Source organism: Shewanella donghaensis (genome assembly GCF_007567505.1).
Classification (GTDB): Bacteria; Pseudomonadota; Gammaproteobacteria; order Enterobacterales; family Shewanellaceae; genus Shewanella; species Shewanella donghaensis.
Window position 1 is genome coordinate 3,795,458 of the sequence record NZ_CP041783.1, and the last position, 23,616, is coordinate 3,819,073.

21 protein-coding genes are annotated in these 23,616 nt (G+C 41.3%); 10 read left to right on the forward strand and 11 right to left on the reverse strand.

Annotated features, from left to right (window positions below):
- Positions 1-27: 27 nt before the first annotated feature.
- The 4 genes from FPK91_RS16305 to cutA all read right to left on the reverse strand — a co-directional run bounded on the left by FPK91_RS16305 (position 28) and on the right by cutA (position 4,940).
- On the reverse strand, positions 28-816 hold the full coding sequence (locus FPK91_RS16305) for an ABC transporter permease (protein WP_144212417.1): 789 nt from the start codon (positions 814-816) through the stop codon (positions 28-30).
- Between the two features lie 141 nt (positions 817-957).
- Positions 958-2,616: a cation:proton antiporter family protein gene (locus FPK91_RS16310; RefSeq protein ID WP_144212419.1), complete on the reverse strand. Its 1,659-nt coding sequence runs from the start codon at positions 2,614-2,616 to the stop codon at positions 958-960.
- Between the two features lie 156 nt (positions 2,617-2,772).
- Entirely contained in the window at positions 2,773-4,620 is a 1,848-nt protein-coding gene (locus tag FPK91_RS16315) for a protein-disulfide reductase DsbD (RefSeq protein WP_144212421.1), read from the reverse strand.
- Positions 4,617-4,940, reverse strand: a complete 324-nt coding sequence (gene cutA, locus FPK91_RS16320; RefSeq protein ID WP_144212423.1) for a divalent-cation tolerance protein CutA — start codon at positions 4,938-4,940, stop codon at positions 4,617-4,619. Before cutA ends, FPK91_RS16315 begins: the two co-directional genes overlap by 4 nt.
- A 224-nt stretch (positions 4,941-5,164) precedes the next feature.
- Between cutA and FPK91_RS16325 the strand changes: the two genes are divergently transcribed.
- Positions 5,165-5,770: an FxsA family protein gene (locus FPK91_RS16325; RefSeq protein WP_144212424.1), complete on the forward strand. Its 606-nt coding sequence runs from the start codon at positions 5,165-5,167 to the stop codon at positions 5,768-5,770.
- Positions 5,771-5,958: 188 nt separating this feature from the next.
- Here the strand turns inward: FPK91_RS16325 and FPK91_RS16330 are convergent, their stop codons facing one another.
- Both FPK91_RS16330 and FPK91_RS16335 read right to left on the reverse strand, forming a co-directional pair.
- A complete protein-coding gene (locus FPK91_RS16330; protein WP_144212426.1) occupies positions 5,959-6,315 on the reverse strand; it encodes a hypothetical protein in 357 nt (118 codons plus the stop codon).
- A gap of 27 nt (positions 6,316-6,342) precedes the next feature.
- The gene (locus tag FPK91_RS16335; RefSeq protein WP_144212428.1) at positions 6,343-7,722 is read right to left on the reverse strand and encodes an MATE family efflux transporter; all 1,380 of its coding nucleotides are present in this window, start codon (positions 7,720-7,722) and stop codon (positions 6,343-6,345) included.
- Between the two features lie 225 nt (positions 7,723-7,947).
- Between FPK91_RS16335 and FPK91_RS16340 the strand changes: the two genes are divergently transcribed.
- Both FPK91_RS16340 and groL read left to right on the forward strand, forming a co-directional pair.
- Positions 7,948-8,238 (forward strand): co-chaperone GroES, encoded by a 291-nt coding sequence (locus FPK91_RS16340; protein WP_055022857.1) that lies wholly within the window; start codon positions 7,948-7,950, stop codon positions 8,236-8,238.
- A gap of 51 nt (positions 8,239-8,289) precedes the next feature.
- On the forward strand, positions 8,290-9,933 hold the full coding sequence (groL, locus tag FPK91_RS16345) for a chaperonin GroEL (protein WP_144212430.1): 1,644 nt from the start codon (positions 8,290-8,292) through the stop codon (positions 9,931-9,933).
- A 228-nt stretch (positions 9,934-10,161) separates the two neighbouring features.
- Here groL and FPK91_RS16350 read toward each other — a convergent pair whose 3' ends face one another.
- Both FPK91_RS16350 and FPK91_RS16355 read right to left on the reverse strand, forming a co-directional pair.
- Positions 10,162-11,547 (reverse strand): DUF6161 domain-containing protein, encoded by a 1,386-nt coding sequence (locus FPK91_RS16350; RefSeq protein WP_144212432.1) that lies wholly within the window; start codon positions 11,545-11,547, stop codon positions 10,162-10,164.
- Between the two features lie 133 nt (positions 11,548-11,680).
- Positions 11,681-12,631 carry a nuclease-related domain-containing protein gene (locus tag FPK91_RS16355; RefSeq protein WP_144212434.1) on the reverse strand — a complete coding sequence of 317 codons (951 nt, stop codon included), beginning with the start codon at positions 12,629-12,631 and terminating at the stop codon, positions 11,681-11,683.
- A 655-nt stretch (positions 12,632-13,286) separates the two neighbouring features.
- On the opposite strand from FPK91_RS16355, the gene FPK91_RS16360 reads away from it, so the two are divergent.
- Positions 13,287-13,976, forward strand: coding sequence for a zinc metallopeptidase (locus FPK91_RS16360; RefSeq protein WP_144212436.1), 690 nt, complete (start codon positions 13,287-13,289; stop codon positions 13,974-13,976).
- 313 nt (positions 13,977-14,289) lie between these two features.
- Positions 14,290-15,591 carry an anaerobic C4-dicarboxylate transporter gene (locus FPK91_RS16365; RefSeq protein WP_144212438.1) on the forward strand — a complete coding sequence of 434 codons (1,302 nt, stop codon included), beginning with the start codon at positions 14,290-14,292 and terminating at the stop codon, positions 15,589-15,591.
- A 72-nt stretch (positions 15,592-15,663) separates the two neighbouring features.
- On the opposite strand, the gene FPK91_RS16370 is transcribed toward FPK91_RS16365, so the two are convergent.
- Positions 15,664-16,155, reverse strand: coding sequence for a TIGR00645 family protein (locus FPK91_RS16370; RefSeq protein ID WP_144212440.1), 492 nt, complete (start codon positions 16,153-16,155; stop codon positions 15,664-15,666).
- A 374-nt stretch (positions 16,156-16,529) separates the two neighbouring features.
- Here FPK91_RS16370 and FPK91_RS16375 point away from each other — a divergent pair, with 374 nt between their 5' ends.
- The 4 genes from FPK91_RS16375 (at position 16,530) to FPK91_RS16390 (ending at position 19,447) form a co-directional block, all read left to right on the forward strand.
- Positions 16,530-16,955 (forward strand): septal ring lytic transglycosylase RlpA family protein, encoded by a 426-nt coding sequence (locus FPK91_RS16375; protein ID WP_144212442.1) that lies wholly within the window; start codon positions 16,530-16,532, stop codon positions 16,953-16,955.
- A 292-nt stretch (positions 16,956-17,247) separates the two neighbouring features.
- On the forward strand, positions 17,248-17,433 hold the full coding sequence (locus FPK91_RS16380) for a CCGSCS motif protein (protein WP_144212444.1): 186 nt from the start codon (positions 17,248-17,250) through the stop codon (positions 17,431-17,433).
- Between the two features lie 468 nt (positions 17,434-17,901).
- Entirely contained in the window at positions 17,902-18,546 is a 645-nt protein-coding gene (locus FPK91_RS16385) for a DUF4937 domain-containing protein (protein WP_144212446.1), read from the forward strand.
- Between the two features lie 538 nt (positions 18,547-19,084).
- Positions 19,085-19,447, forward strand: a complete 363-nt coding sequence (locus tag FPK91_RS16390; RefSeq protein ID WP_227006593.1) for a hypothetical protein — start codon at positions 19,085-19,087, stop codon at positions 19,445-19,447.
- Between the two features lie 187 nt (positions 19,448-19,634).
- Here FPK91_RS16390 and FPK91_RS16395 read toward each other — a convergent pair whose 3' ends face one another.
- The gene (locus FPK91_RS16395) at positions 19,635-20,069 is read right to left on the reverse strand and encodes a YHS domain-containing (seleno)protein (RefSeq protein WP_144212450.1); all 435 of its coding nucleotides are present in this window, start codon (positions 20,067-20,069) and stop codon (positions 19,635-19,637) included.
- Between the two features lie 346 nt (positions 20,070-20,415).
- A complete protein-coding gene (locus FPK91_RS16400; protein ID WP_144212452.1) occupies positions 20,416-20,865 on the reverse strand; it encodes a hypothetical protein in 450 nt (149 codons plus the stop codon).
- Positions 20,866-21,286: 421 nt separating this feature from the next.
- Here FPK91_RS16400 and FPK91_RS16405 point away from each other — a divergent pair, with 421 nt between their 5' ends.
- Positions 21,287-23,611 (forward strand): TonB-dependent receptor, encoded by a 2,325-nt coding sequence (locus FPK91_RS16405; protein WP_144212454.1) that lies wholly within the window; start codon positions 21,287-21,289, stop codon positions 23,609-23,611.
- The last annotated feature ends 5 nt before the right edge of the window (positions 23,612-23,616 follow it).

Below are 23,616 nucleotides of genomic sequence, written 5' to 3' on the forward strand. Positions count from 1 at the left end.
TCGATTTTTTAGCTTGTTTAATGACTTTTAAGAACCGTATGCTACGTGAGTATTAAAAGCCAATTTACCGCTGTGATTAAGCAGCTTCTTTAAGGTTAAACTGATCGAGGCTGTCACTGAAATGGTGAGGGTGGTGAAGATGGCGACCAAAATAACTATCTGATATTTAACCGCGATAATAGGGTCTATTCCACCGAGAATTTGTCCGGTCATCATACCTGGTAAACTCACTAAGCCCGTGGTGGTCATCGAGGCTAATATGGGGGCAAAGGACTGTTGCAGTGCTGTTCTAGCAAAAGGCTCAGCAGATTGTTTGGGTGACGCGCCCAAGGCTAGCGCGCCTTGATATTGATGTTGCTGTTGTTCAAAGGCATCAAATAGACGTTGCAGGGCAATGATATTACCACTTAAGCAATTTCCTAATAACATGCCTGCGGTAGGGATCAAATATTGCGCGCTATAAATCGGTGTCGGTTGAAACAGCCACAACATCATCACTAACAATACTGGCACCAAGCCCAGCAACAATCCTGCACAAATGGGCATAAATAAAGCCCGTTTAGGCAATTTAGCTTTACTGATAATGGCACTAGCACCCACCACGACCATGACGGATAACCAAGTCAGGTTGACCCAGAGATTATTGAGGCTGAATAGATACTGTAAGTAAACACCCACTAACAGCATTTGCACAATCATCCTTACCACGGCAATGCTGATGTCTTTGCCTAGCTTGAGGTTAAATAGCTGATTGATGGCAATGGGTATGATTAAAATCAGCATGAATAGTGCTAAAGCAAGCCAGCTAATATCCATCAGAAACCCTTTTCGTTAAATGAGGTTAGTAAGCACTTATCATAAGCGCATATAAAAAAGCGCCTCATTATTAGTAAGGCGCTTAAGTAGTAAGCTGCTTAAATTAAACTAAAGCTAAGCTCAAACGAGTTATAAAGCAGCTTATGGCTTGCTTAAATTCGGCGTAATTTCAGCTGCTGCAGTGGCCTTATCAGGGTTAGCATTAGCTTCTTCCTCAGTTTTTGGCTCAAGTAATTCATGAATCACATTATCGACAAAACCCGCACCAGCCGCTTCATAAAGGTTATAAACACTGTTTACGCCTTGCTCCTTTAACGACTGAGCATCTTCTGAATACTGCACAATAGCGCTAATTTTACCTTTATATTCGAGCTTTTTAAGTTGCTCTACAGCAAACATATTACCGATATGATGTGGCATGGCTAATAGCACTAATTCAAGGCTAGGGGCGCGTTCAAGTTTCTCCCAAAAATCGGTATCGCTGGCGTCGCCTTGAACGACATTGCGGCCTTCTTGACGATGAAAATCAACCAGTTCTTGCTTGTGTTCAATTCCCAATATTTCGCCAGAATATTTGGTACGTAGCTCATCATAAGCCCCAGAACCAATACGTCCCATACCTAAGATTAAGAAGCGTGGATTGCCCACGGGGATCTGTCTATCTTCTGGGTGTAATGGGTGCTTTTCAAGCGTAATAAAGGTTTTATGAAAACGTTGATAGAATTTATTCACCACGGCATTTAGTGGCGCCGCAATTAAGAAACTAATACTTAATGCCACAGCTAGAATGATTAACCACTCTGCAGGCAACCAACCCTTTGATGCCGCAACCGCAGCAACAATTAAACCGAACTCACTGTAGTTACCCAGGTTAAACGAGGCCAATAATGAGGTACGTGAACGCAGATTAAAGCGGGTGAGCAATATAAAGAACAGCACAATTTTAAATGGCACTAATAGCACCAGTAACCCTGCCAGCCCCACATCTGCAATCGTCGGCAAACCATTTAAGCCAATGGTTAAGAAGAAGGCCACCAGGAACAATTCTTTAAAGTAGTACATCGACTTGGCAAGCTCTGATGACTTAGCGTGTCCGGCAAGCAAGATACCAATCACCAATGCGCCTAAATCAGGCTTAAGTCCCACTGCTTCAAATAGCCAAGCGCCCATGACTAATGCCATCGATAGGCCAAATAAAATCAACATTTCACCATGACCCACACGGTCGAAGACTTTATAGATAAGTGGTTTTAGTAGCGGTAATAACAATAAGCCTAAGGCATAAATTGATGGGAAATCACCTTTTGAAATAGTCAGGAACAATACCGCGAAGATATCTTGCATAATCAAGATACCAATAGCGATACGGCCGTATAAGGCTTGACTATCGCCATTCTCATCAAGCACTTTTACGGCAAAAACGGTACTTGAAAAACTTAGGGCAAAGCTTAATAACAATAGTTGGTTAATGTGTAAATCAACCAATTGATCTAAACCCACTAAACCCAATACTTTCAATATGGGTAAAAAGAACAGTATCGAGCCTATCAAATGCAGGCTGGAGCTGGCCCACACCTCAGACTTGAGTAAACTTTTTACATCCAGCTTAAGACCAATGGCAAACAGCAATAGCATAACGCCAAGATCGGCTAGCTCCTGCAGCAGTGGCAGGCTTTCATCTTGAATCCCGAACATATACAGGATAAAACCTGCAGCAAGGTAACCAATAAGTGGCGGTAGGCCGACTCGGCTAACGAGCATGCCGCACAGTAGGGTGACGATGAGAATTGCGGGTTCCATAATGCCTTAGTTTTAATTGTTGAAAGCAGGTTGTAAGTAAGTAGATTGTATAAGAATTAAATTAACTTGGTATTAAAATATGAATTCAGAATAAAAAAATGGTCAATTTATTTAATAAATTGACCATTTTCATCACGTTAAGTCTAGCTGGAATACTTAGTTAAGTAATAAATCCAAGTGTTCGGCAAAAGGTTTAGGTCCCATAAAGCCGGTTACGCGTAGATCTTCACGTTGAACGCCATTTTCATCGAACATTAATAAGGTCGGTAAACCCAATACGCTAAAGTGTTCTAGCAGCTCAATATCAATCGCATCACTTTTGGTCACGTCAGCTTGTAACAATATCATTTGATCTAAACGCTCTAGCACCATTGGGTTCGCAAAGGTAATGGCTTCAAACTCTTTACAAGCCACACACCAGTCAGCGTATAAATCTAGCATCACGGTTTTACCGCTAATGCTGGCTTTATCAAGCTCGACTTCTAAGTCTTCAAGGGACTTAATTTTCACGAATAACTCACCGTGGCTAACTTGCGCCGCAGGGTTAGTGCTATTACTCATTGAAGGAACTTGATGGCCCATGACTTTCACGACAGCTTGGAAACCATAAGAGAAACTGGCAAGCAGTGTTAACAGCAATAAGACGCCGCGAGTCGTTTGCTTCCAGTTAAACTCTGACAATTTATTCTGATGCATTAGGTAGCCAGTTAAACAAACTCCCCAAATAGACCATAAAATATCAGACACAAACCCTGGCCAGATGCGACCTATCATGACGATAGAAACAGAAATCAGTAAGAAACCGAATATGGTCTTAATGATATCCATCCATGCACCAGCGCGAGGCAGTAATTTACCGCCAGAAGTACCAATAATCAGTAATGGCACACCCATACCCATGCTTAATACATATAAGGCTAAGAAGCCTTGCAGTAAGTCACCACTTTGGGCCACATAAATCAGTGCGCCAGATAGCGGAGCAGTAGTACAAGGTGAAGCGACTAAGCCTGAAATAACCCCCATAAAGAACACACCAATGAGGTTGCCTCCTTTTTGGTTGTTCGACAGGTTGTTCATCTTGTCTTGGAATTTGCCCGGCAGTCTTAACTCATACATGCCAAACATCGATAAGCTCAATAGAACGAACATCACCGCTAAGAAAATCAAAATAGCAGGATGTTGCAGTGCTGCTTGGAATTTCATCCCTGCAGAAGCCACCACGAGTCCTAACAAGGAATAGGTAATGGCCATACCTTGCACATACGCCATTGACAGCGTAAAGGCTTTAGCGGTTGATAGCTTTTCACCTTGGCCAACAATAATCCCTGACAGGATTGGGTACATTGGGAACACACAAGGGGTTAATGCTAAACCAATACCCAAGCCAAAGAAGATAACCAAGGTCCACAACAAGCTATCGTTTGCCAACATGTTGCTTAAGCTGTCTTGTTGGGTAACAGGTGCTGAGATGCTTGCATTGGCACTGTTAGTTTTAGCTGGCGCATCACCAATAATGGCTTTTTTGCCTTTAACCTTGCCAGCATTCGCCTCAACCGCATCGATATTCATATCGTGTTTGGTGGGTGGATAACACAGCTTACCTTCAGCACAACCCATAAAGGTCACTTGTACCTGGCTGTCTTGGGCGGCTTCTTTAAGTGCTAAAGGCAGCTCAACGAAGGTGTAGTAAACTTCTTGTTCGCCAAAATATTCATCATCGTGCATCTTACCCTTTGGTAGGGCTATATCACCGATGATCGCGCCATCTGCAGAAAACTGCAGCTTATCGCGATACATGTAATAGCCATCGGCAATCACAAAGCTAATGGCAAGTTGATTACCTTTTTGCTGGTAATCAAACACAAATGCTTCTTCAACAGGCATTAATTCAGGCTCACCTTGGAGGAAGCTGAATTTGCTACTGCTGCCAAAAATGTCTTCACTGTGTGCTAATGGAGATAACAGCAGTAAGGTTGTAAAAATTAGCGCAAATATTTTTTTCATGATTGAGAGGTTTCTTTTATCCAATTTAAATAATTTGGCAAGCCTTGAGTAATAGGCAAAGCGATCAATTCTGGTACTTCATAGGGATGCAGTTGGATCACTATTTGTTGAATTTCATCATAATTTTCAGCCATACATTTTATGTGTAAAGCGACTTCGCTACTATGACAGACCTCATTATCCCACACATAAAATGATTCTATCTGTGGAATTAATTGTACACACGCAGCCACTTTAGCTTCCACTAACGCAGACGCAATGCGTTTAGCACTGGCGTTATCAGGGCAAGTTGTTATAACTAGTAGGTAAGTTGCTGACATGGGAATACTATCATCTCTGAGTTGTCTTAAAGTTAGCTTAAGCTTAATAACATAAACTCTGCTTTATATTTTTGTTATATTTATCGCGATTAACAATAATGCAATACTTTACGGTTTTTCGTAAGGGCTTGCATTAGTCATTGATGATAATCGTGACGTGTCTTGAATTAAGACCCGATAACCCCCATTTAGATTTCATAGCCAGTGAAAAAATTGAGGCCCACATGTTATTTGTTTTGTTGTTCGTATTTGTTGTTGTTCCAACCATTGAGTTGTCTGTACTCATTTCTGTGGGCGATGTGCTTGGCACTTGGAATACTATCGCGTTAGTGTTTTTCACTGCCATAGTGGGTGTATCACTGGTTCGTAGCCAAGGTTTAAGCACCTTAATGTCAGTGCAATCTAAGCTTGAACGTGGTGAAGCGCCGGGTAAAGAAATTGTTGAAGGCATGATGTTAGCCGCAGCAGGTTTATTGTTACTGTTCCCAGGTTTTGTCACCGATTTTATTGGTTTATTACTGTTAACACCGTTTACGCGTTCACCCATTGCCAGTTATATCTTTAAACGTATGCAAATGCGCGTCGTTGCTGGTGGCGGATTCCAAGGTGGTTTTGGGGCTCAAGGTCAGCCGGGTCAAAACCCATTTGGGCAAAATGGTCCATTTAACCAAGACGGTAAGACCTTTGATGGTGATTTTGAGCGTAAATTCGATCCAAATGATATAACGCCAGAAACGCATCAGGTTGAGATTAAAGATATAACCCCAACGGATGAACCACGTTCAGAGGATAGTGTGCAAGGCGAACAAGATAAGCCGAAGAAAGACTAATGAGCGGTTTGTTATCAGTAGTGAGTGATGGACTGTTTATGATGAATTGTTCGTGTTGAATAGCCACTGTTGATTTCGCAGAGAATCAGCTTTAGCTATTACTGAAAACGCTAGCCTTGCTAGCGTTTTTTTATGGCTGAAATTTACAGATAAGCGTTAGAGGTCATTAATTCACTTTATTGATAAACTTAAACGTCTTGAGATTGCTTATCGATTTGTTCAGCCATTGTATAAGCGGTAATGGTACTGCCAATCCAGCAGATGACTAATATCCAAGTCGCAACTGACATTGACGGTGGTAAATTCAAGGTGACGCTGTCGTGCACTGCAGCATAAATACTATTGAAATCCAGTGGGATATTACCCGCAACAATATCATCAGCAATGGCTTGAGCCCGCTGTATCACAATTGTCATTATGGTGCATAAGCTAATAAAACAGGCGGCAATAATGCCCCAGCCAATGGCTTTTTTGCCGATATATAAGTGCCCTACACCAGGACAGATAAACGCTGAAAGTAAGGCTGCTTTTACTGATTTTTTCATTGTTTTATTTAACCTCGTACATCCTTGTTAATTTAGGGGGCTTACTGGCTCGTTGGTGGCTGGCGCCGAGATTGAATCAGGCTCAGTAATCTTACTCGCCATAACATAACAGGCAATACCCATGATGGTATTGGTAATCGGTAAGGCGATAAGTAATCCTTTTACGCCGCCTAAATACAAACCAATAGCCGCCAACGGTAACATCAATACCATCAGTCTGATTAAATTAATCACCAGTGATTGTATCGGGCGATGATAGGCATTTAAGCAGGTCGCAAAAATAATCACCACCGCTAATGGCCCATAAGCTGCTGGCAGCACCTGAATATAAAAACTCAGCCAATCCACCACTACAGGGTCACTACTGAAAAGCTGCGCAATAAACTCACCGCTGAAGAAAATAGGAATATACAGTAAGGTCTGAAATACCAATGCAAAGCGTATCGATAGCATCATGGCATCTTTAGCCCGCTGGTGTTGACCCGCGCCTAAATTTTGCCCCACAAAAGGCATTAGGCTAGAGGTTAACGCCATAATAGCGACTAAAAATAAGGTTTCTAATCGAATCCCTGCGCCATAAGCCGCAACTGCCGCTTGGTCTGCTCTAGCGAGCATAGCTAAAATAATGCCATTAGCGATGGGGTTAATCATATTCATTAGTGCTGCAGGGCGAGCAATATGCCCTAATTTGCGCCAGTTGTTAATAATGCGCTGCTGGCATAAACCCGCAATCACCAGAATCTTTTTCTTAAATATTAATATATAGGCAGCAACAGACGCGGCAAAGAACCACGAGATTAACGTCGCAATCGCAGCGCCTTGAATGCCCCATTCAGGGAAAGGCCCAATACCAAAAATGAGTAAAGGGTCGAGAATTAAGTTAATGATGGCCGCCACCGACATAATAATGGCAGGGGAATGTGTATCGCCCGTTGCCCGTATGCCTTGGTTACCGACCATTAGCAGGACTAATAACGGTGCGCCAATAAACCACACCAACATATAGTCATGAATAAGGGGCAGACTGACTTCATTGGCGCCTAATAAGCTAAATAATGGGTCAATAGCCATAATGCCCAGAGTCACCAGTACACTGACCAGAATGAACGTCAGTAACATCGCATCAAATAAAAAGGCTTTAGCTTGGGTTTGATTACCCGCACCAATTAAACGGGCGAGGTTAGTGGATACCGCAGCGCCGATGCCGATAGCAACGCTAGCAAAGACAATGGCCACCGGAAACGTAAAGCTGACCGCAGCCAATGACTCAGTACCGAGTTGGCTGATAAAAAATGTATCTATGAGGCTGCCACCATAAATGGTGAGAATACCGATAAGGTTGGGGAGGCTCATATTAAACAGCACGCGACCAATTGGTGCGCTTAGCAACCCATGTTTATCTTTCATCAATCTCGACTTAAACACGACAACGGAGGCCAAATTCTATCAGCATTCATCAAGCTTTAAAAAATACTCGCTACAAAATTTACAAATAAATCGCAGTTTTTTTATAAATACACTTGGAACTGTGATCATCAACCCCCATATATCATTCATCGAAGGGGTAATGCCCTTATCATTTGTTTTAACCTGCCTCGTTTTTAGGGCACCAATAATTAGGAGAGTCCGTAGATGAATATTCGTCCATTACATGACCGCGTTATCGTTAAACGTTTAGAGGTTGAATCAACTTCAGCGGGTGGCATCGTATTAACTGGTAGTGCTGCAGAAGTTTCTACACGTGGTGAAATCCTAGCTGTTGGCAATGGTCGCATCTTAGAAAACGGTGAAGTTAAAGCCCTTGACGTTAAAGTTGGCGACGTAGTGATTTTCAACGAAGGTTACGGCGTGAAGAAAGAAAAGATTGATGGTGAAGAAGTGCTTATCTTATCTGAATCAGACTTAATGGCAGTAGTCGGTTAATTCTCAATATTAACCCTCTTCAGGCATCAATAAATTTTAAGGAACATGAAAATGTCAGCAAAAGAAGTATTATTTGGCAGTGACGGCCGCGTTAAAATGCTAAACGGCGTCAACATTCTTGCTAACGCAGTTAAAGTAACTTTAGGCCCAAAAGGTCGTAACGTTGTTTTAGATAAAAGCTTTGGCTCACCACTTATCACTAAAGATGGTGTCACAGTAGCCAAAGAAATCGAACTAGAAGACAAGTTCGAAAACATGGGCGCACAAATGGTCAAAGAAGTTGCTTCTAAAGCCAATGATGCTGCTGGTGACGGAACAACGACTGCTACAGTATTAGCACAATCAATTGTGGTTGAAGGCCTTAAAGCGGTTGCAGCGGGTATGAACCCAATGGATCTTAAGCGCGGCATCGACAAAGCAGTTGTTGCTGCTGTTGCTGAGCTTAAAGCACTTTCTCAAGAGTGTTCAGATTCTAAAGCGATTGCACAAGTTGGTACTATCTCTGCTAACTCTGATGAATCAATCGGTGAAATCATTGCAACAGCAATGGAAAAAGTAGGCAAAGAAGGCGTTATTACCGTTGAAGAAGGCCAAGCGCTTGAAAACGAATTAGACGTTGTTGAAGGTATGCAGTTTGACCGTGGTTACCTTTCTCCTTACTTCATCAACAAAGCTGAAACTGGCAGCGTTGAGTTAGATTCTCCTTTCATCCTATTAGTTGATAAGAAAATCTCTAACATCCGTGAATTATTACCTATCCTTGAAGGTCTAGCTAAAACAGGTAAGCCATTGCTTATCGTTGCAGAAGACGTTGAAGGCGAAGCATTAGCAACATTAGTTGTTAACAACATGCGCGGTATCGTTAAAGTAGCTGCTGTTAAAGCACCTGGCTTTGGTGACCGTCGTAAAGCAATGCTACAAGACATCGCAATCCTAACTGGCGGAACAGTTATCGCTGAAGAAATCGGTCTAGAGCTTGAAAAAGCGGCACTAGAAGATTTAGGAACTGCAAAACGTGTTGTTATCACTAAAGACAGCACCACCATCATCGATGGTAACGGCGAGCAAGCGCAAATCTCTGGCCGTGTTTCACAAATCAAGATTCAAGTTGAAGAGTCAACGTCTGACTACGACAAAGAAAAACTGCAAGAGCGTATGGCTAAACTAGCTGGCGGCGTTGCAGTTATCAAAGTTGGCGCAGCAACAGAAGTTGAAATGAAAGAGAAAAAAGCCCGTGTTGAAGATGCATTACATGCAACACGCGCAGCCGTTGAAGAAGGCGTAGTTCCTGGCGGTGGGGTTGCACTAATCCGCGTAGCTTCTAAAATTTCTGAAGTCGCTGTTATCAACGAAGACCAACAACACGGCGTTATCATTGCACTACGTGCTATGGAAGCACCACTACGTCAAATCGCAACTAACGCAGGTGAAGAAGCCTCAGTTGTTGCCAACACTGTTAAGAACGGCAGCGGTAACTACGGTTACAACGCTGGTAACGACACTTACGGTGACATGCTAGAGATGGGTATTCTTGACCCAACTAAAGTAACCCGTAGCGCACTACAGTTCGCAGCATCAATTGCCGGTCTAATGATTACGACTGAAGCAATGGTAGCTGAGCTTCCACAAGACGCAGCAGCGCCAGATATGGGCGGCATGGGCGGTGGTATGGGTGGAATGGGCGGCATGATGTAATTTTTCTGGTCTAAATCGGTGATAACTGCGTTGCTTCACCACTCGTTTATGAAAAGCTAAACGTCGTGGTAAAGCGCCTTGTTCTAACTCGATTTATCCTGCGGAAAATACATTTGTTGTTTTAAAGCCTAAAAGCTTAGAACCGAACTTCTTGTAAAAGAAAAAGAAAGCCCCGATACCTAACGGTATCGGGGCTTTTTTATGATAAAGAGTTTATTTAATTAAGGTTTAACCTGTTCTTTTATCAAATATTTTTATCACTGAGTCTGTTGGCATTATTGCAGTATTATCAGCGATAATGCCTGTTGATGATGGTCTGAATAATGTATCTAGGGCTACCTTTCTGTCTTCTTGTTCCTTTAGCTTATCTTCATTCATCAGTGCCAGATAAGTTGAAATCATGGTTTTACGCTCAACAGCTTCTAGCATTAAATGTTTTGCTGTTGAATACTGTGCAGAGCTAAATCTAATAGCGTAGGTGCATAGTGATAAAAGGATTACTGTAGACGTTAAGGCTATCGGGTTAATAGCACCAAGCAACAACTTGCCTTCAAATAGGTCTTTAGTCGCTATGGTAACTAAAAATCCTAGAACTGGCGGCAGTACGACGGTACACATCACGAATCCAATCACAGCAACAAGCCAATTCTTTTGTTCCTTTTCATGTATTGTTTTTTTAGTCTCCCAGTATTCTACTGAAGCACTAAGCTCAATTTTAGATTTGTAAGTTTCTTCAGACTCAACCAGCCTAGCCATTGAGTTGTCGATATTTGATTTGACTTGGTTTTGAATATTTCGTTTAGCCTTAATTATCTTCTTTATTGCTTTGAGGTAGTCTTGTTCAAATAGCTGAGTTTTTTCTGACTTTAAATCTTCAATTGATTGTTGCTCCGACTCAACCCATCTATCAAATTCTTGTTTTTTATTAACACTGTCAGCATACAGATTATCAGTGGATTTCAGTGTTGACTCGATTAAATCCATGTGACTTTGAACTGCAGTCTTACTTCCTAATTGTTCAAATGAGATAAGCAAACGTTGTGCTTTTTTTATTTGACCGGACAGTGCTACTAATGCAGTAAAAGATGGAGCTGGTTTCCTGTTGAGAGTATTGGTTTGCATACCCACAAAAGTATTTTTCATGTTTAGAGCTGGGTTGTTGTTCGTGGCTAAATTAGGTGCTATTGAACAATAAACCATTAGGGTGGCTTCGGTTGCAGATACTTTTGAATGCTTGATTATGGATTTGCCTAAACCTGTATTATTGAACGGTACATAAAAATCAGAATACGAACTGGAAAAATTATTTATAAGACTATCTAAATTTTCACCATCTGCTTTCCAGTGGCTCGCAATACTGGTTAAGCCTTTAAGGTGGGGAGTATAAAAATTATTCCAAACTATATTGGATATATCTTTTATATAGATATCTTTTTCAATTCTTATGAAACTAAATAGTTCGTTTTGCTCTTCAACAAACGCTAATAATGATTCAGGCGTAGAAAAAGTTTTAGATGTACCTTTGAGGTTAAGAGGTATTTTAATTGCTTTTTGACTAATAGGGATAGTTTGCTCTTCAGGATCATTGTTAGTTGTAATATTAGCTGTGTCCATTGCTTACCCTAAAGTTTGAGGTGAATTTATATAACGCTCTAGATTTACATTAAAATATACAAATAAATAAGTTAATCAGAGTAATAAGTGGGGCGTTGTAAACATTTTAACGTCCTGTCATTCCCCACAACATTCAAATCAACTGATTTTCAAAGCTGCAATCTTGGCAGTGTAGGGTGTAGGTTTCTCTGCGTTTGGTGACTCTAGTATTTTTACTTTGGCACTGCGGGCAGGTTTGCTTCATGGGTGTATTTTTAGTGCACTGATTACAGTTGATGTAGTAACCAAACTTACCGTACATTGGGATGTAATTTGTTGATTCACCGCAATGTTTACACCTTAGGTTCGCTTGAGCTGTTGTTTGAGTTTGCGGCTGTTGCTGTGTTTGTTGTAGTGGCTCTGGCGCTTTGGTGACCACTGCACTTGCTTGGTTATTGCCATCGATATGTTGGCTTATAATGAACTGACCTATTGAGTCGAGTTCTTCTTGATTGAAGTAAGGTCTTGAGTCAGTAATATTTACTACCCGCATAAATTTATTTCTAAGGTTCATCATTTTGATGAGCTTATCTACCAAAAACTCAGATTTTACTAATTGCTCTGATACCGCTTTAGGCATGGTGTTTCTATCAATAACGGCATCGCTTGATACTACGCACAGATGATCCCAACAACGGCCACCGAAACCCTGTTTTATACCAAGAAATTTTCCTAATACATTCAGTCGATTTTGGTCGAGTAATTCCTGAAATAAATCTTGTTGCAGTTCTACCTGCTTGATGGGCGAGGGGATGCCTGACCATTGGTTGTTGTAGCTGCGAGTCCACTCTTGTTGCTGATTGACCTTCACGTGGCCTTTAATACTTTTTGATTCGATTAATACAAAGCCATAGGGGTAAACGATCAAGTGATCGATCTGAGCAACTTCATCATTAAAGCTAAATTTGAAATCATTGATCACCAGTATTTCTGGGTGATCTTTAAAGGCGCGGCGTAAAAAGAAGGCCACATTTTGCTCTTGCTTTTGACCCGCTATCGCTTGCGGTGAAGTGGTGTTTTGCAGGGTTTTCGTTTTAAGAATCATTTATCAACAGCATCCATTCATAACTTGATAATAATCAGTACTATAATACTCATAAACTGGGTTTGAAAGCTATAGAATGATTTCCTATTAATAAGGTAAAACTTCATTACTTAGCAATTCTCTGTTGGTCTCTAGCCTAAAAGCTTTAAACCGAACTTCTTGTAAAAGAAAATGAAAGCCCCGATGCCTAACAATATCGAGGGCTGTTTAGTTGATGGATGATGTAGAAAAACTGCAGCATCTACATAAGTAATTTGTTCTTCAATTTAACTCAGTAGATTGAATAGTCATGATGAATATTCAAATGAAATTGTAGGCTCAATAGTCTCCGTCGGAAGTGTCTGAAACGATGAAGTTAATTAGCGTGAGGTTGGCATGGATGCCAACATAGCCTCGGTTAAGCCATGGATGGCGCATCTGAGGCGGTAGCTAATTCACTTCTAATCGTGAGGAAATAACACTTCTTCGGAGCGGGTAGGAGATCCAAGAGGGAGTAGCCGTTATTCCCTCTTGGTCTGGTGTGGGCGAAGCGCCACGACTTTTTCTTTCGTGCCATAAAAAATCGAGTAAGTGGGGCAACGACACACATTCACGGTTAATGGCTTTGAGTTAAAGCCGTGAGAGTTATACCAAGGTTTATGGCATACTGGTTTTCATGCTATGGATCATTCTAATTATTATCATTGCGGGCTGCGTATTCTTGCCCGGCTTGTGGGTCAAACACATAATGAGCAAGTACCAACAGCCTACTGATCGCTACCTTCAGCAAGGTAGCGGTGGTGAACTTGCTCGTCATCTTCTGGATAGTTTTGGCCTGGATAACGTCAAGGTTGAAGAGACGCTCGACGGCGATCATTATGACCCCACCGCTAAGACTGTTCGACTTACGCCGGATAACTATTCCGGTCACTCCCTGACTGCTGTGACTGTAGCCGCCCACGAGGTAGGGCATGCTATACAGGATTCTCGCGGCGAATCTCTGTTTCTGATGAGACAGAAGCTCGCTAGAACCGCGATGGCCGGTGAGCGTATTGCCGGTATAATGATGTTAGCGGCGCCAGTGGTCTTCATGCTAACCCGTATACCGCAGGCTGGCGCGTTGACCATTTTGATCGGCGTGCTGTCGATGGGGTTGAGCACTATTGTGCATCTGGTGACCTTGCCGGTGGAGTTCGACGCCAGTTATGGCAAGGCGTTGCCCATACTTAAAGAGGGCAAGTATCTGCATGACGGTGACCTAATACATGCGGAGAAGATCCTCAAAGCGGCGGCGCTGACCTACGTGGCAGGCTCGCTGGCCAGCTTGCTCAATCTTGGCCGCTGGATAGCGGTGCTGCGTCGCTAATAGAATAACTGGGGATTCGTCAAGATTTGAGCAAAACTTCTTCTCTGAACATCAAATTCAATTCCAATACTGTCTCACATATGAGACTCCATTTTTGTTGCCAACCATTTCTTTATTTACCAGAGGTACTCATTAAAGTGATGCACGCATAAGCAGTGTTGAAATAGATAGGATTTTAACTTAAGCAATGTAACCTGTTTAAGTTAACACTTACGGATTTTTATTCTGTTAGTTGAGGTTTTATTGATTTAATCATCCATTGCTTATATTGGTTTTGCAGTAAAGTGCGCGCAATTATAGCTTGGGAGGATTTATGGTAACAATTGAGTTAGTGGTGGTATTAGCTGCCATCTTTATCGGCGCACGAATAGGCGGCATTGGTATTGGCTTTGCTGGTGGTTTTGGTGTGTTGGTGTTAACTCTAGGGTTAGGTATGACACCTGGCACCATTCCTATTGATGTGATTCTGATTATCATGTCTGTCATCGCGGCTATTGCGGCGATGCAAGTTGCTGGTGGCTTGGAATTTTTGGTGAATATCGCTGAACGTGTCCTACGTCGAAACCCCAAGCAGGTTACTTTTTTAGCCCCGATTGTCACTTATACCATGACACTGTTTGCGGGTACGGGTCACACTGCGTTTTCTACCTTACCTGTTATCGCTGAGGTGGCGAAAGAGCAGGGCATTCGTCCCTCGCGTCCATTAAGTATTGCCGTTGTAGCGTCTCAAATTGCGATTACGGCTTCACCTATTTCAGCTGCGGTCGTGCTAATGAGCGGCATGCTTGAAAGCAAAGGGGTGGGCTATATCAGTTTATTATTGATTTGTATTCCCTCTACCTTTCTTGCTTGTATGGTCGGCGCCTTTGTTGCCCAATTTATGGGTAAAGAGTTGAAAGATGACCCAGTTTATCAAGACCGTTTAGCTCAGGGTTTAGTGAGCAAACGTGAGGTGAACAGCACTGAGTTACCTGCGGGTGCTAAGCGTTCGGTGATGGTTTTTCTAGTGGCAATTGTGGCGGTGGTGTTTTACGCCACGGCGATTAGTGATGCTGTAGGCCTTATCGATAATCCGACATTGCCGCGAAATGAAGCCATTATGGTGTTTATGCTAACGGCAGCCATGGCCATTACGCTGTTTTGTAAAGTGGATACTGCAGAGGTGCTTAATGCGGCTACGTTTAAATCAGGCATGAGTGCGTGTATTTGTGTATTGGGCGTAGCGTGGTTAGGCGACACCTTTGTTGCTGGGCATTTAGAAGAGATTAAAGCGGTATCGGGTGGCTTGCTAGAAGAGCACTCGTGGATGTTGGCGATCATTTTGTTTTTAGCGAGCATGTTGTTGTACTCGCAAGCCGCAACGACAGCGGCGTTAATGCCATCGGCATTTATGCTAGGGGTTAGCCCTGAGGCTGCTATTGCTTCTTTTGCTGCGGTCAGTGCTTTATTTGTATTGCCAACTTATCCAACCTTGTTGGCGGCAGTTGAAATGGATGACACAGGATCGACGCGTATTGGCCAGTGGGTATTTAATCATCCTTTTGTGGTACCCGGTGTAGTGACGATTGTTAGCTCGGTGATTATCGGATTTGTATTCGCTGAGATTATTTTGTAGCCATAGCCATAATAAGTGCGGTTCCTTAAGGGTCAGAGTAAATGTTCTGACCCTATTTAAAGATTAGCCTGGTTATTTTGTGCGGCTAATTTTATCCAGATATCCCATCGCAAAGGCTGATAAAACAAAAGTGATGTGGATCAGTAAATACCACATGATTTTGTCATTATTAATATTCTCAGCATTCATAAATACTTTAAGCAGGTGAATTGATGAAATGGCGACAATCGCTGCAGCGACCTTGTTTTTAAGTGAGCCAGAATCCATCTTGCCAAGCCAGCTTAGTTTTTCACTGTTTTCGCCCACATCAAGCTGTGAGACGAAGTTTTCATAGCCTGAAAACATCACCATAACGATAAGCCCACCGACTAAAGTGATATCGATAAGCGACAGGGTGACGAGTATCAAGTCAACTTCTTTCATTTCGAAAACCATGGGTAGGATGTGAAAAATCTCTTGAAAGAATTTCAACCCTAACGCCAATAAGATTAGGCTTAAGCCCAAATAAATTGGTGCCATGATCCAGCGCGATGCATACATTAATTTTTCAAATATTTGTTCCATAAAAACTTAATCCTTCAGATAAAATACGCTAGAAACCCATTGTGTTAATTATTTATAACAATAGCTGAAATGCACTGTAACTGCGCTTACATACACTAGCAAGCTCGATGATCTGTCACCCGTTATATCTTCGTGAGTTAGAGCAAACTTATGCTAATGAATTATAGAAAAGATTGGTCTTGAAGTTTAAAAAATCAACATGAGTTAGGGTTTGTGTGATTGTGCGCTCTCTATGGAGGTGTGTTGGGTGACAGCTTAGGTGTTCTAATTTACACTGCGACCTTAAGCCTAGTTAGCTGTATTGAGGCATTCGTTAGTGCTTTAAAGGCTGAAAAAAAGATGCAATATCACTTTTAAAGCGAGTAGTTAATAGAATGAGAAAATTTAAGCTTACCGTTACAGTATTACTTCTCGCCATGTTATCTGGCTGTTCATCAACATCACCAATCGATGCATCAAAGACAAACCAATATTCAAAATCTCATGCGCTAGTGGGGCAAGCTTCTTGGTACGGTAGTCAATATCACGGCAGATTGACGGCAAGTGGTGAGAAATACAATATGAGAGCCTATACAGCGGCGCATAAAACTTTGCCTTTTGGCACGATTGTGAGAGCCACAAATACCGCTAACAATAAAAGTGTCGATGTAAAAATTAATGATCGCGGTCCATTTGTTAAAGGTCGAGTTATCGATCTTTCTCAAAAAGCATTCCAACAAATAGCTAGTGTTAATCAAGGCATTGTACCGATCAAAATTGACATACTAGATGACAGTAAAACCTTTAGATATAAGCACTAACCTGCCATAACAAGCATTATGAGTTAGGGCTAGAGTAAGTTGTCCTAACGTATTTTCGTAGACTTAAATATGTAAACTACTAGTGATTAACAACAGTCATCATGGCTGATTAGGATATATTTTTGAGCTTGGAACTGTCCAAGCATCAGGACTGTGCCTGTTAGGTCTTATTTTAAAAACACCTTCCTTATCCCACCTCAATCAAATCAAGTTAATGGATTAATAGTTGACTAAATTACTCGGGAATAATAACATTTATTTAAAATGCACCTTTAAATGGTTTGGAGTTCTTATGTCAGTATCTTTCAAGAAAATGTTTGGCTTTAAAAAGTCAGTTGAGCAGGCTTCTGTGTTAACTTCGGCTCCGGTTGCAGCTAACGCTGAACAAGGTAAAGTGACTAATGCAGATGCTAAAGCGAAAGAAGCTGAAACTGCTAAACATGGTGGTGATGTGTGTTGTGGCTCTTGTAGCAAGTAGCTTTAAGCAAGTTGTTATGTGTCACTAGCAGCTAGCGACACACTATAATAAAAAAACCAAAAACCATTAATACTGCAGTAAGTAATCTTGTTTTGGTTTTTTTACTTCTACTTCAGCTCGATTAAAGTTCACTTAATCACAAGCCTGTAAGGCTGGTTCTGTGTTCGTTTCGTGGCAACTGCCAACTCGTTAATGTTGCGATAACTGCTGCTAAGCTTATTAGGCTTATGGCTATATCGGAAACGCGTTATTAGCGAGTGTGGTTTTGTTTGAGCTAATTAATTGATCTACGTACGTTGTCAGATGCAATTGCATACAGCAATGTAAATATTATTTGTATACTATCAGAGCATAAGGGAAACTTCTGAGTAAAGTTATTTAAATCAATAGTTCATAGCGGTCTTTTAGCAGCGCTTGCGAATTTTTGATTATGTTAATTCAGCGAACATAACAGTATGGATACACAATATGACCATCGCGAAAATCATTACCTGTAAAGTTGCTAAGGATCAAAAAGCGCATTTTTGTCATAGTCAGCAAGGCTGGAAGTCAGCTGCTACCTGTGATGGATTTATGGGGCAGTTTGGTGGATGGGTGCAAGATGAAGAGAATGTGAATCATTCAGAACTGACAGCGGTAATTGTCGGTTTGTGGCGCACAGAGCAGGATTTAGCCTTATTTATGGCGACGGTTCATGATGACATTATTGAGCAAAATCAGCAGGTATCGACTTATTTGAACTGTAGCGTTAATCGTTTAAGCCATGTTATGCCTATTCACCATGACCAAGATAAGTTCCCTAATACGGGAATACTGCGGATTGCTTATTGTGATGATGTTACTGATAAACAGGCATTTATGGCTAATCAGCAACACATTTGGAATCCTGGGATGATACGTCAAACGGGGTTTATTGGGGGAGATGTTTGGCAAAATAGCACTCAACATGTCGTGCTCAGTTATTGGTCATCGGCGCTGGCGCACCAACAATATCAGCAGGGTGATTTTGTCTCACTTCGCCAACAAGCTAAGCCACTTAGCTATATTGGCCATATCTCAGGTTTCACCGTATTGCTTGAACCGCTTTGGCGTATATCTGAACCGCAATCATAAATATCATTTTGAGAGGAAAGGTCTTTAATCATGATTTTGATGCATAAAATCAACTGCTTCCCTTCATAAAATATCACAGTACAATAAGCCATATAAAGGAATGCTAAAACACACCGATGGGATATTGTGATGCCGTTATTGGATGACGTCGAAAAACTAAAAGCTGAATTGAGGGAGCTGAAATTAAAGCAATCCTCAACACAGATTTCACTCGCTTGAGAAGGGAGTCAGTGCTGGTTCTTAAAGAGTTTAGGGAATAAGGATTTGCAATTAAAACAAGCTTTTACTCCGGCAGTTTTGTATGATTATTTAAATATATTAAGGACTTATTACTTCTCTATCTTATCGTTAGCTGAGCCCTGGTATTTTAAGATAAAACTCAGTTAAGTTTATTATAATAAGACACTTTTGTAGAACGCGGCATTTATTAAACATCATGCATAATGTGTGATGCATTCAACATTTTAAAGAGGGCTTTGTTATCAAAGACAACCATAGTTCAGATTCTTCTCGTCGCAAGCCTTGGGTGGTTTTAGGCGTGATAGCTGCCATAGCAATATTAGCTGCAGTGGTGTTCAATGTCTTGCCAAAAGGCTTTAAAACATCCCATGAGCAAGTTGGCACCGGTAAACCTGCGTTAGTATTTGTTTATGATCCTAACCTTGCCGTGAGTAATAGCCAAACAGAGCAAATGAATGCCGCTCGGGAACAGCTTAATGATCAAGCTTTCTTCCTTATTGCCAGAATGGGAACGCCAGAGGGTGATCAGTTCATCGCTAAATATCGGGTGAAATCAGCAGAAATGTTACTTTTTGATCCCGCGGGCAAGTTGGTAAAAAAAGAATATGCACTTAAAACCTCTAACGAATTGATTAACTGGTTACAGTCGCAAATTAAATAGCCATTTGTTAGCTGTTATAAAGCCTTGAACGTAAATACGCTCAAGGCTTTTTTGTTTTATAAGGGATATAGGTTCAAGCAAGTTAAATACTGAATCGCCCAGTTACTTATGTCCAGTTACTTATGCTCAGTCATTTAGATTGAATAATCTTACGCTCAGTACCGCAGACTCAATAAAACGATAAATATCATTTATTCTTTTCAAGCCAATGCTCATCGGCTTCTTTAATAAATTGGTGTTTATTTTCCAGCCAATTTTCTCTCACACTTAGACTGTAGTTTAGGTAAAGTTTGTCTTCAAAAACGGTAAATGCATTCGGGTCACTACTGACGACAAAACCACTGCTCATGGCGTATGCGCAATAGCCACCATACTGCGGGATATATTGCTGTGGCGATTGCTCAAATTGGGCTTGATGTAGTTTACTGGCAAACAACCATTGAGTGCCTTGGTATTCACTTGTGAAGTCTGTACTGCCCTTAACGGCTTTGTTATCTGCAAAATATGCAACGACATCATAGCCACTGACAGCATAACCTTGCTGATTAAAAATCGGTTGGTCACTTATGCTGGTACAGCCCATCATGGCCAACGCGAGTAGCAGGTAAGTCAGCTTTTTCATCCTAAATCCTTGTTATTGATTTATGCACTATTTGCGACAAAGGCAATAGCGGCAAACACAAATAATGGTATCTGGATAAGGAGACCTGATTAGGTTGGAAAACATTTCAATGCACTAAATTTAAAAGAACAGCATTTTAAAAAACAGCATTTAAACGAACAGCTATTAAACGAGCCGCTATTAAATGCACAGCTATTAAATGAAAAATGAGCCAATGAACATTGGTCTGCTAGATTTGGATTTAAGAAGGTGATTGAGTGAAACCAGATCCCTCACACTTAAAAGGGTATCAACTAAGTGTGAGGGGGTTTAACTATGATGAATTGTCTATTCTGTCGATTATTACCTACTTGATGATGATTTCTCTTAATCTGTACTCTCCTGTTAATGTCCTTACATCGGGATATGTTTTGGTAATTTTTCGGCTGTTGTCTTGGTTGGCTTGGCCCCAACTTTTCATAAAGGTTTTGTATTTTTCCTGATTAGGTTCTAAGTCAGCGCTGTTCTCAAACATCACCATTAGCACCATATTAAAGTCGCCACTTTGGGGTAATTCACTGGCATAAATTTTCCAGTCTTTAATAAAACCGAGCTCTTTTTGTAATCGAACCGCTTTAACCCAACTCTCTCGTAATCCTTCTAAATACACATCTTCCATGTTTGGGTCTATTCGTACTGTTGTCATTGAAGTAATGTCTTTTCCAAGGTCATAATCTTTATAGATCTCAAGTTCAGCTTGAGAAGAAACAGCAAAGAGTAAACAACATAATCCGATAACTCCGATAATATGTTTCATTTTATACTCTCCATAAGGTGTAAGAAATTTGACCCCAAAAGTATAGTTATGAATAGTAGACTTGCTAGTATCCATGCAGGTTCTCAGTGATTTTTGAACCGTGATATTTATTATTTTTCTGTAAAAGTGTAACGAATTCATTAGGCCACTAATGAAATAGAAGAAAGACTGATTTTTAAGATTTTGCGACGATATTGGAGCCAGGTAAGACTGCTATAAGAGAACGATATCCATAAATATAATCAGTGGTAGATAAGATGTTTGTCACAACAAAATAAGTTGAGCTGATGCCATATTTCATAATTTCAATCCTTAATTCAATGAATGTAAATAGTAATGGTTTTTATTTACATTCGTGTTAGATCTTTGTTAGAGTTCGCAACCTAATTTAGCTTGTTCTAACAAAAGGATTGTTTACAACATGAAATCTCGCCATCAAACATCATTATTATTAGGTGCTAAAGCGGTTGCTACCGCACTGGTTTTTAGTAGTGCGCCTCTGCATGCGGCTGATGAAAAAAATGAAGTCTGTGATAAAGAAAGCGGCGTTGAATGCCAATCTGCAACCTCAAAAGAAGCCATCGAACGCATTCAAATTCATGGTGTGAAAAGTTCTGTCTATTTCTATGACACTTCAGGTGATAAACGCCGCGTTGCGGATCTGGTTGATACGCCACAAATGATCACGGTACTGACTCAAGATCAAATTCAAGAATCTGGCTTAACCGATTTAAAAGATATTTTATCTACTCAAGCGGGTGTGACCTTGGGAACGGGCGAAAACGGCAATGCTTTTGGCGATCGTTATATTATTCGTGGTCACGAAGCCCGCAGTGATGTGTTTGTTGATGGTTTGCGCGATCCGGGTATGACCACCCGTGAAAGTTTTGCCACCGAACAAGTTGAAATTACTAAAGGCCCAAGTTCAACCTTTGCTGGACGCGGTTCATCAGGTGGTGCAGTGAACAGTGTCACCAAAAAAGCCTCGACTGCTTATAACTTTGGTCGTGTTGATGCTGCTGTGGGCACCGATGACCATACCCGTTTTACGGTTGATTATAACGTGCCGTTAACTGAAGAGGTCGCGCTACGAATTAACGGCCTGATTGCCGATGAAGATAAGCCGGGTCGTGAAGGCATTAGCTCAGAAAGAAATGGCGCCCAGTTATCACTGGTGTATGAAGCGACAGATGACTTGTCATTTATCGCCGATGGTTACTACATGAAAGCCGATGATGTGGCTGATTTAGGTAGCTACTTTGACCAAGATACTCGCAAGCCTATCGAAGATATTCCAGTTTATGCTCAAGATTCTGACTTTCTCAGCTCTGATGTCAGCACGTTTACCTTGCGCACAGAATATGAGATTTCAGATAGTTTAAGTTTTTATAATGCCACCCGTATTGGTCGCACTGAAAATGGCTACATTACCACGGGTATGAGTGGCACTAACCGTGCTGCGAGTGATCTTGACGCGCCGGGGGCTGAAACCTTAACTATTAGCACCCATCAAGGACGCCAAGATGTTGAATACTGGAGTACTCAGTTCAACTTATTCTGGAATACCGATATTTTAGGTATGGAGAATAAGTGGGTATTTGGACTCGAATATACCGATGAATCAGTGGATAACGGCGTTTATGATATCGTCAATAATAACGCCACTAACTGTATTGTCGATGGCCGCCGAGGCGAGTCTGGTGCTTATTGTATTGTTGATGGTAATGGCGATGAAGTTGATAATATCGATCAACTGATGGGCCGTACTTATTCAAAAGGGGCATCTGATGCGATATATAATATCGAAACCATCTCGGCTTACTTCATGGATACCGTGGCAATCACCGAAGAGGTAGAACTCTTTTTCGGCTTCAGACAAGATAGCTTTGATTACACCAATGACACTTCAAGTAGCCGTAATGGTGATATTTTATATGACTATTCCGACAGCATGTATAACGGCCATGTTGGCTTAGTGTATAGCCTGACAGAAGCAGGCAATATATACGCCAGCTACAGCACGGCGACTAACATCAATGGCGGTGAGTCAGACCTTGGCGCAAGTTGTGGTTATGGTGGACTTTGTGGCACACCTGAGCAAGTACTGGCAGCGGATCCTGAATTGGTTGAGAATATTGAGCTTGGTACTAAATGGATGCTGTTTGACGATAGCGTGATGTTTTCTGCCTCGATATTCCAAATCACTAAAGATGATGTAATGGAAAGTGTCGGTGATAGCTATTCAACCTTAGGTAGCCTCAATACCGGTAAAAACCGTGTCGAAGGGATTGAAATTGGCATGGTGGGTAATATCACTGAGGCGTTAAGTATTCAATTATCGGCGTCGTTAATGGACTCTGAAATACTCGAATCATTTAATGAAGACTACATAGGTAAAAAACTGAGTAACTTTGCTGACGAAAGTGCCTATTTACAACTACGTTACGAAATTAATGACATGTTCGTCATTGGTGGTGGTTACACTTATCAAGGTAAAATGTACGGTGGACAACCTGATACTGCAGCCGGATATGATACTGAAAATAGCCGTTACAGCATAGAAGTACCCGCTTACCAAGTGGTGAGTTTATTCGCGAATTACAATGCTACAGAGGACTTAACCTTCCGCGTTAATGTTGGCAATGTATTAGATGAAGAGTACTGGACTGCAGCATATCGTTCAGGGTCATTTATGTACCTGGGTGATGCAAGAAATGCTAATTTAACCGCGACATATGAATTTTAAATAAA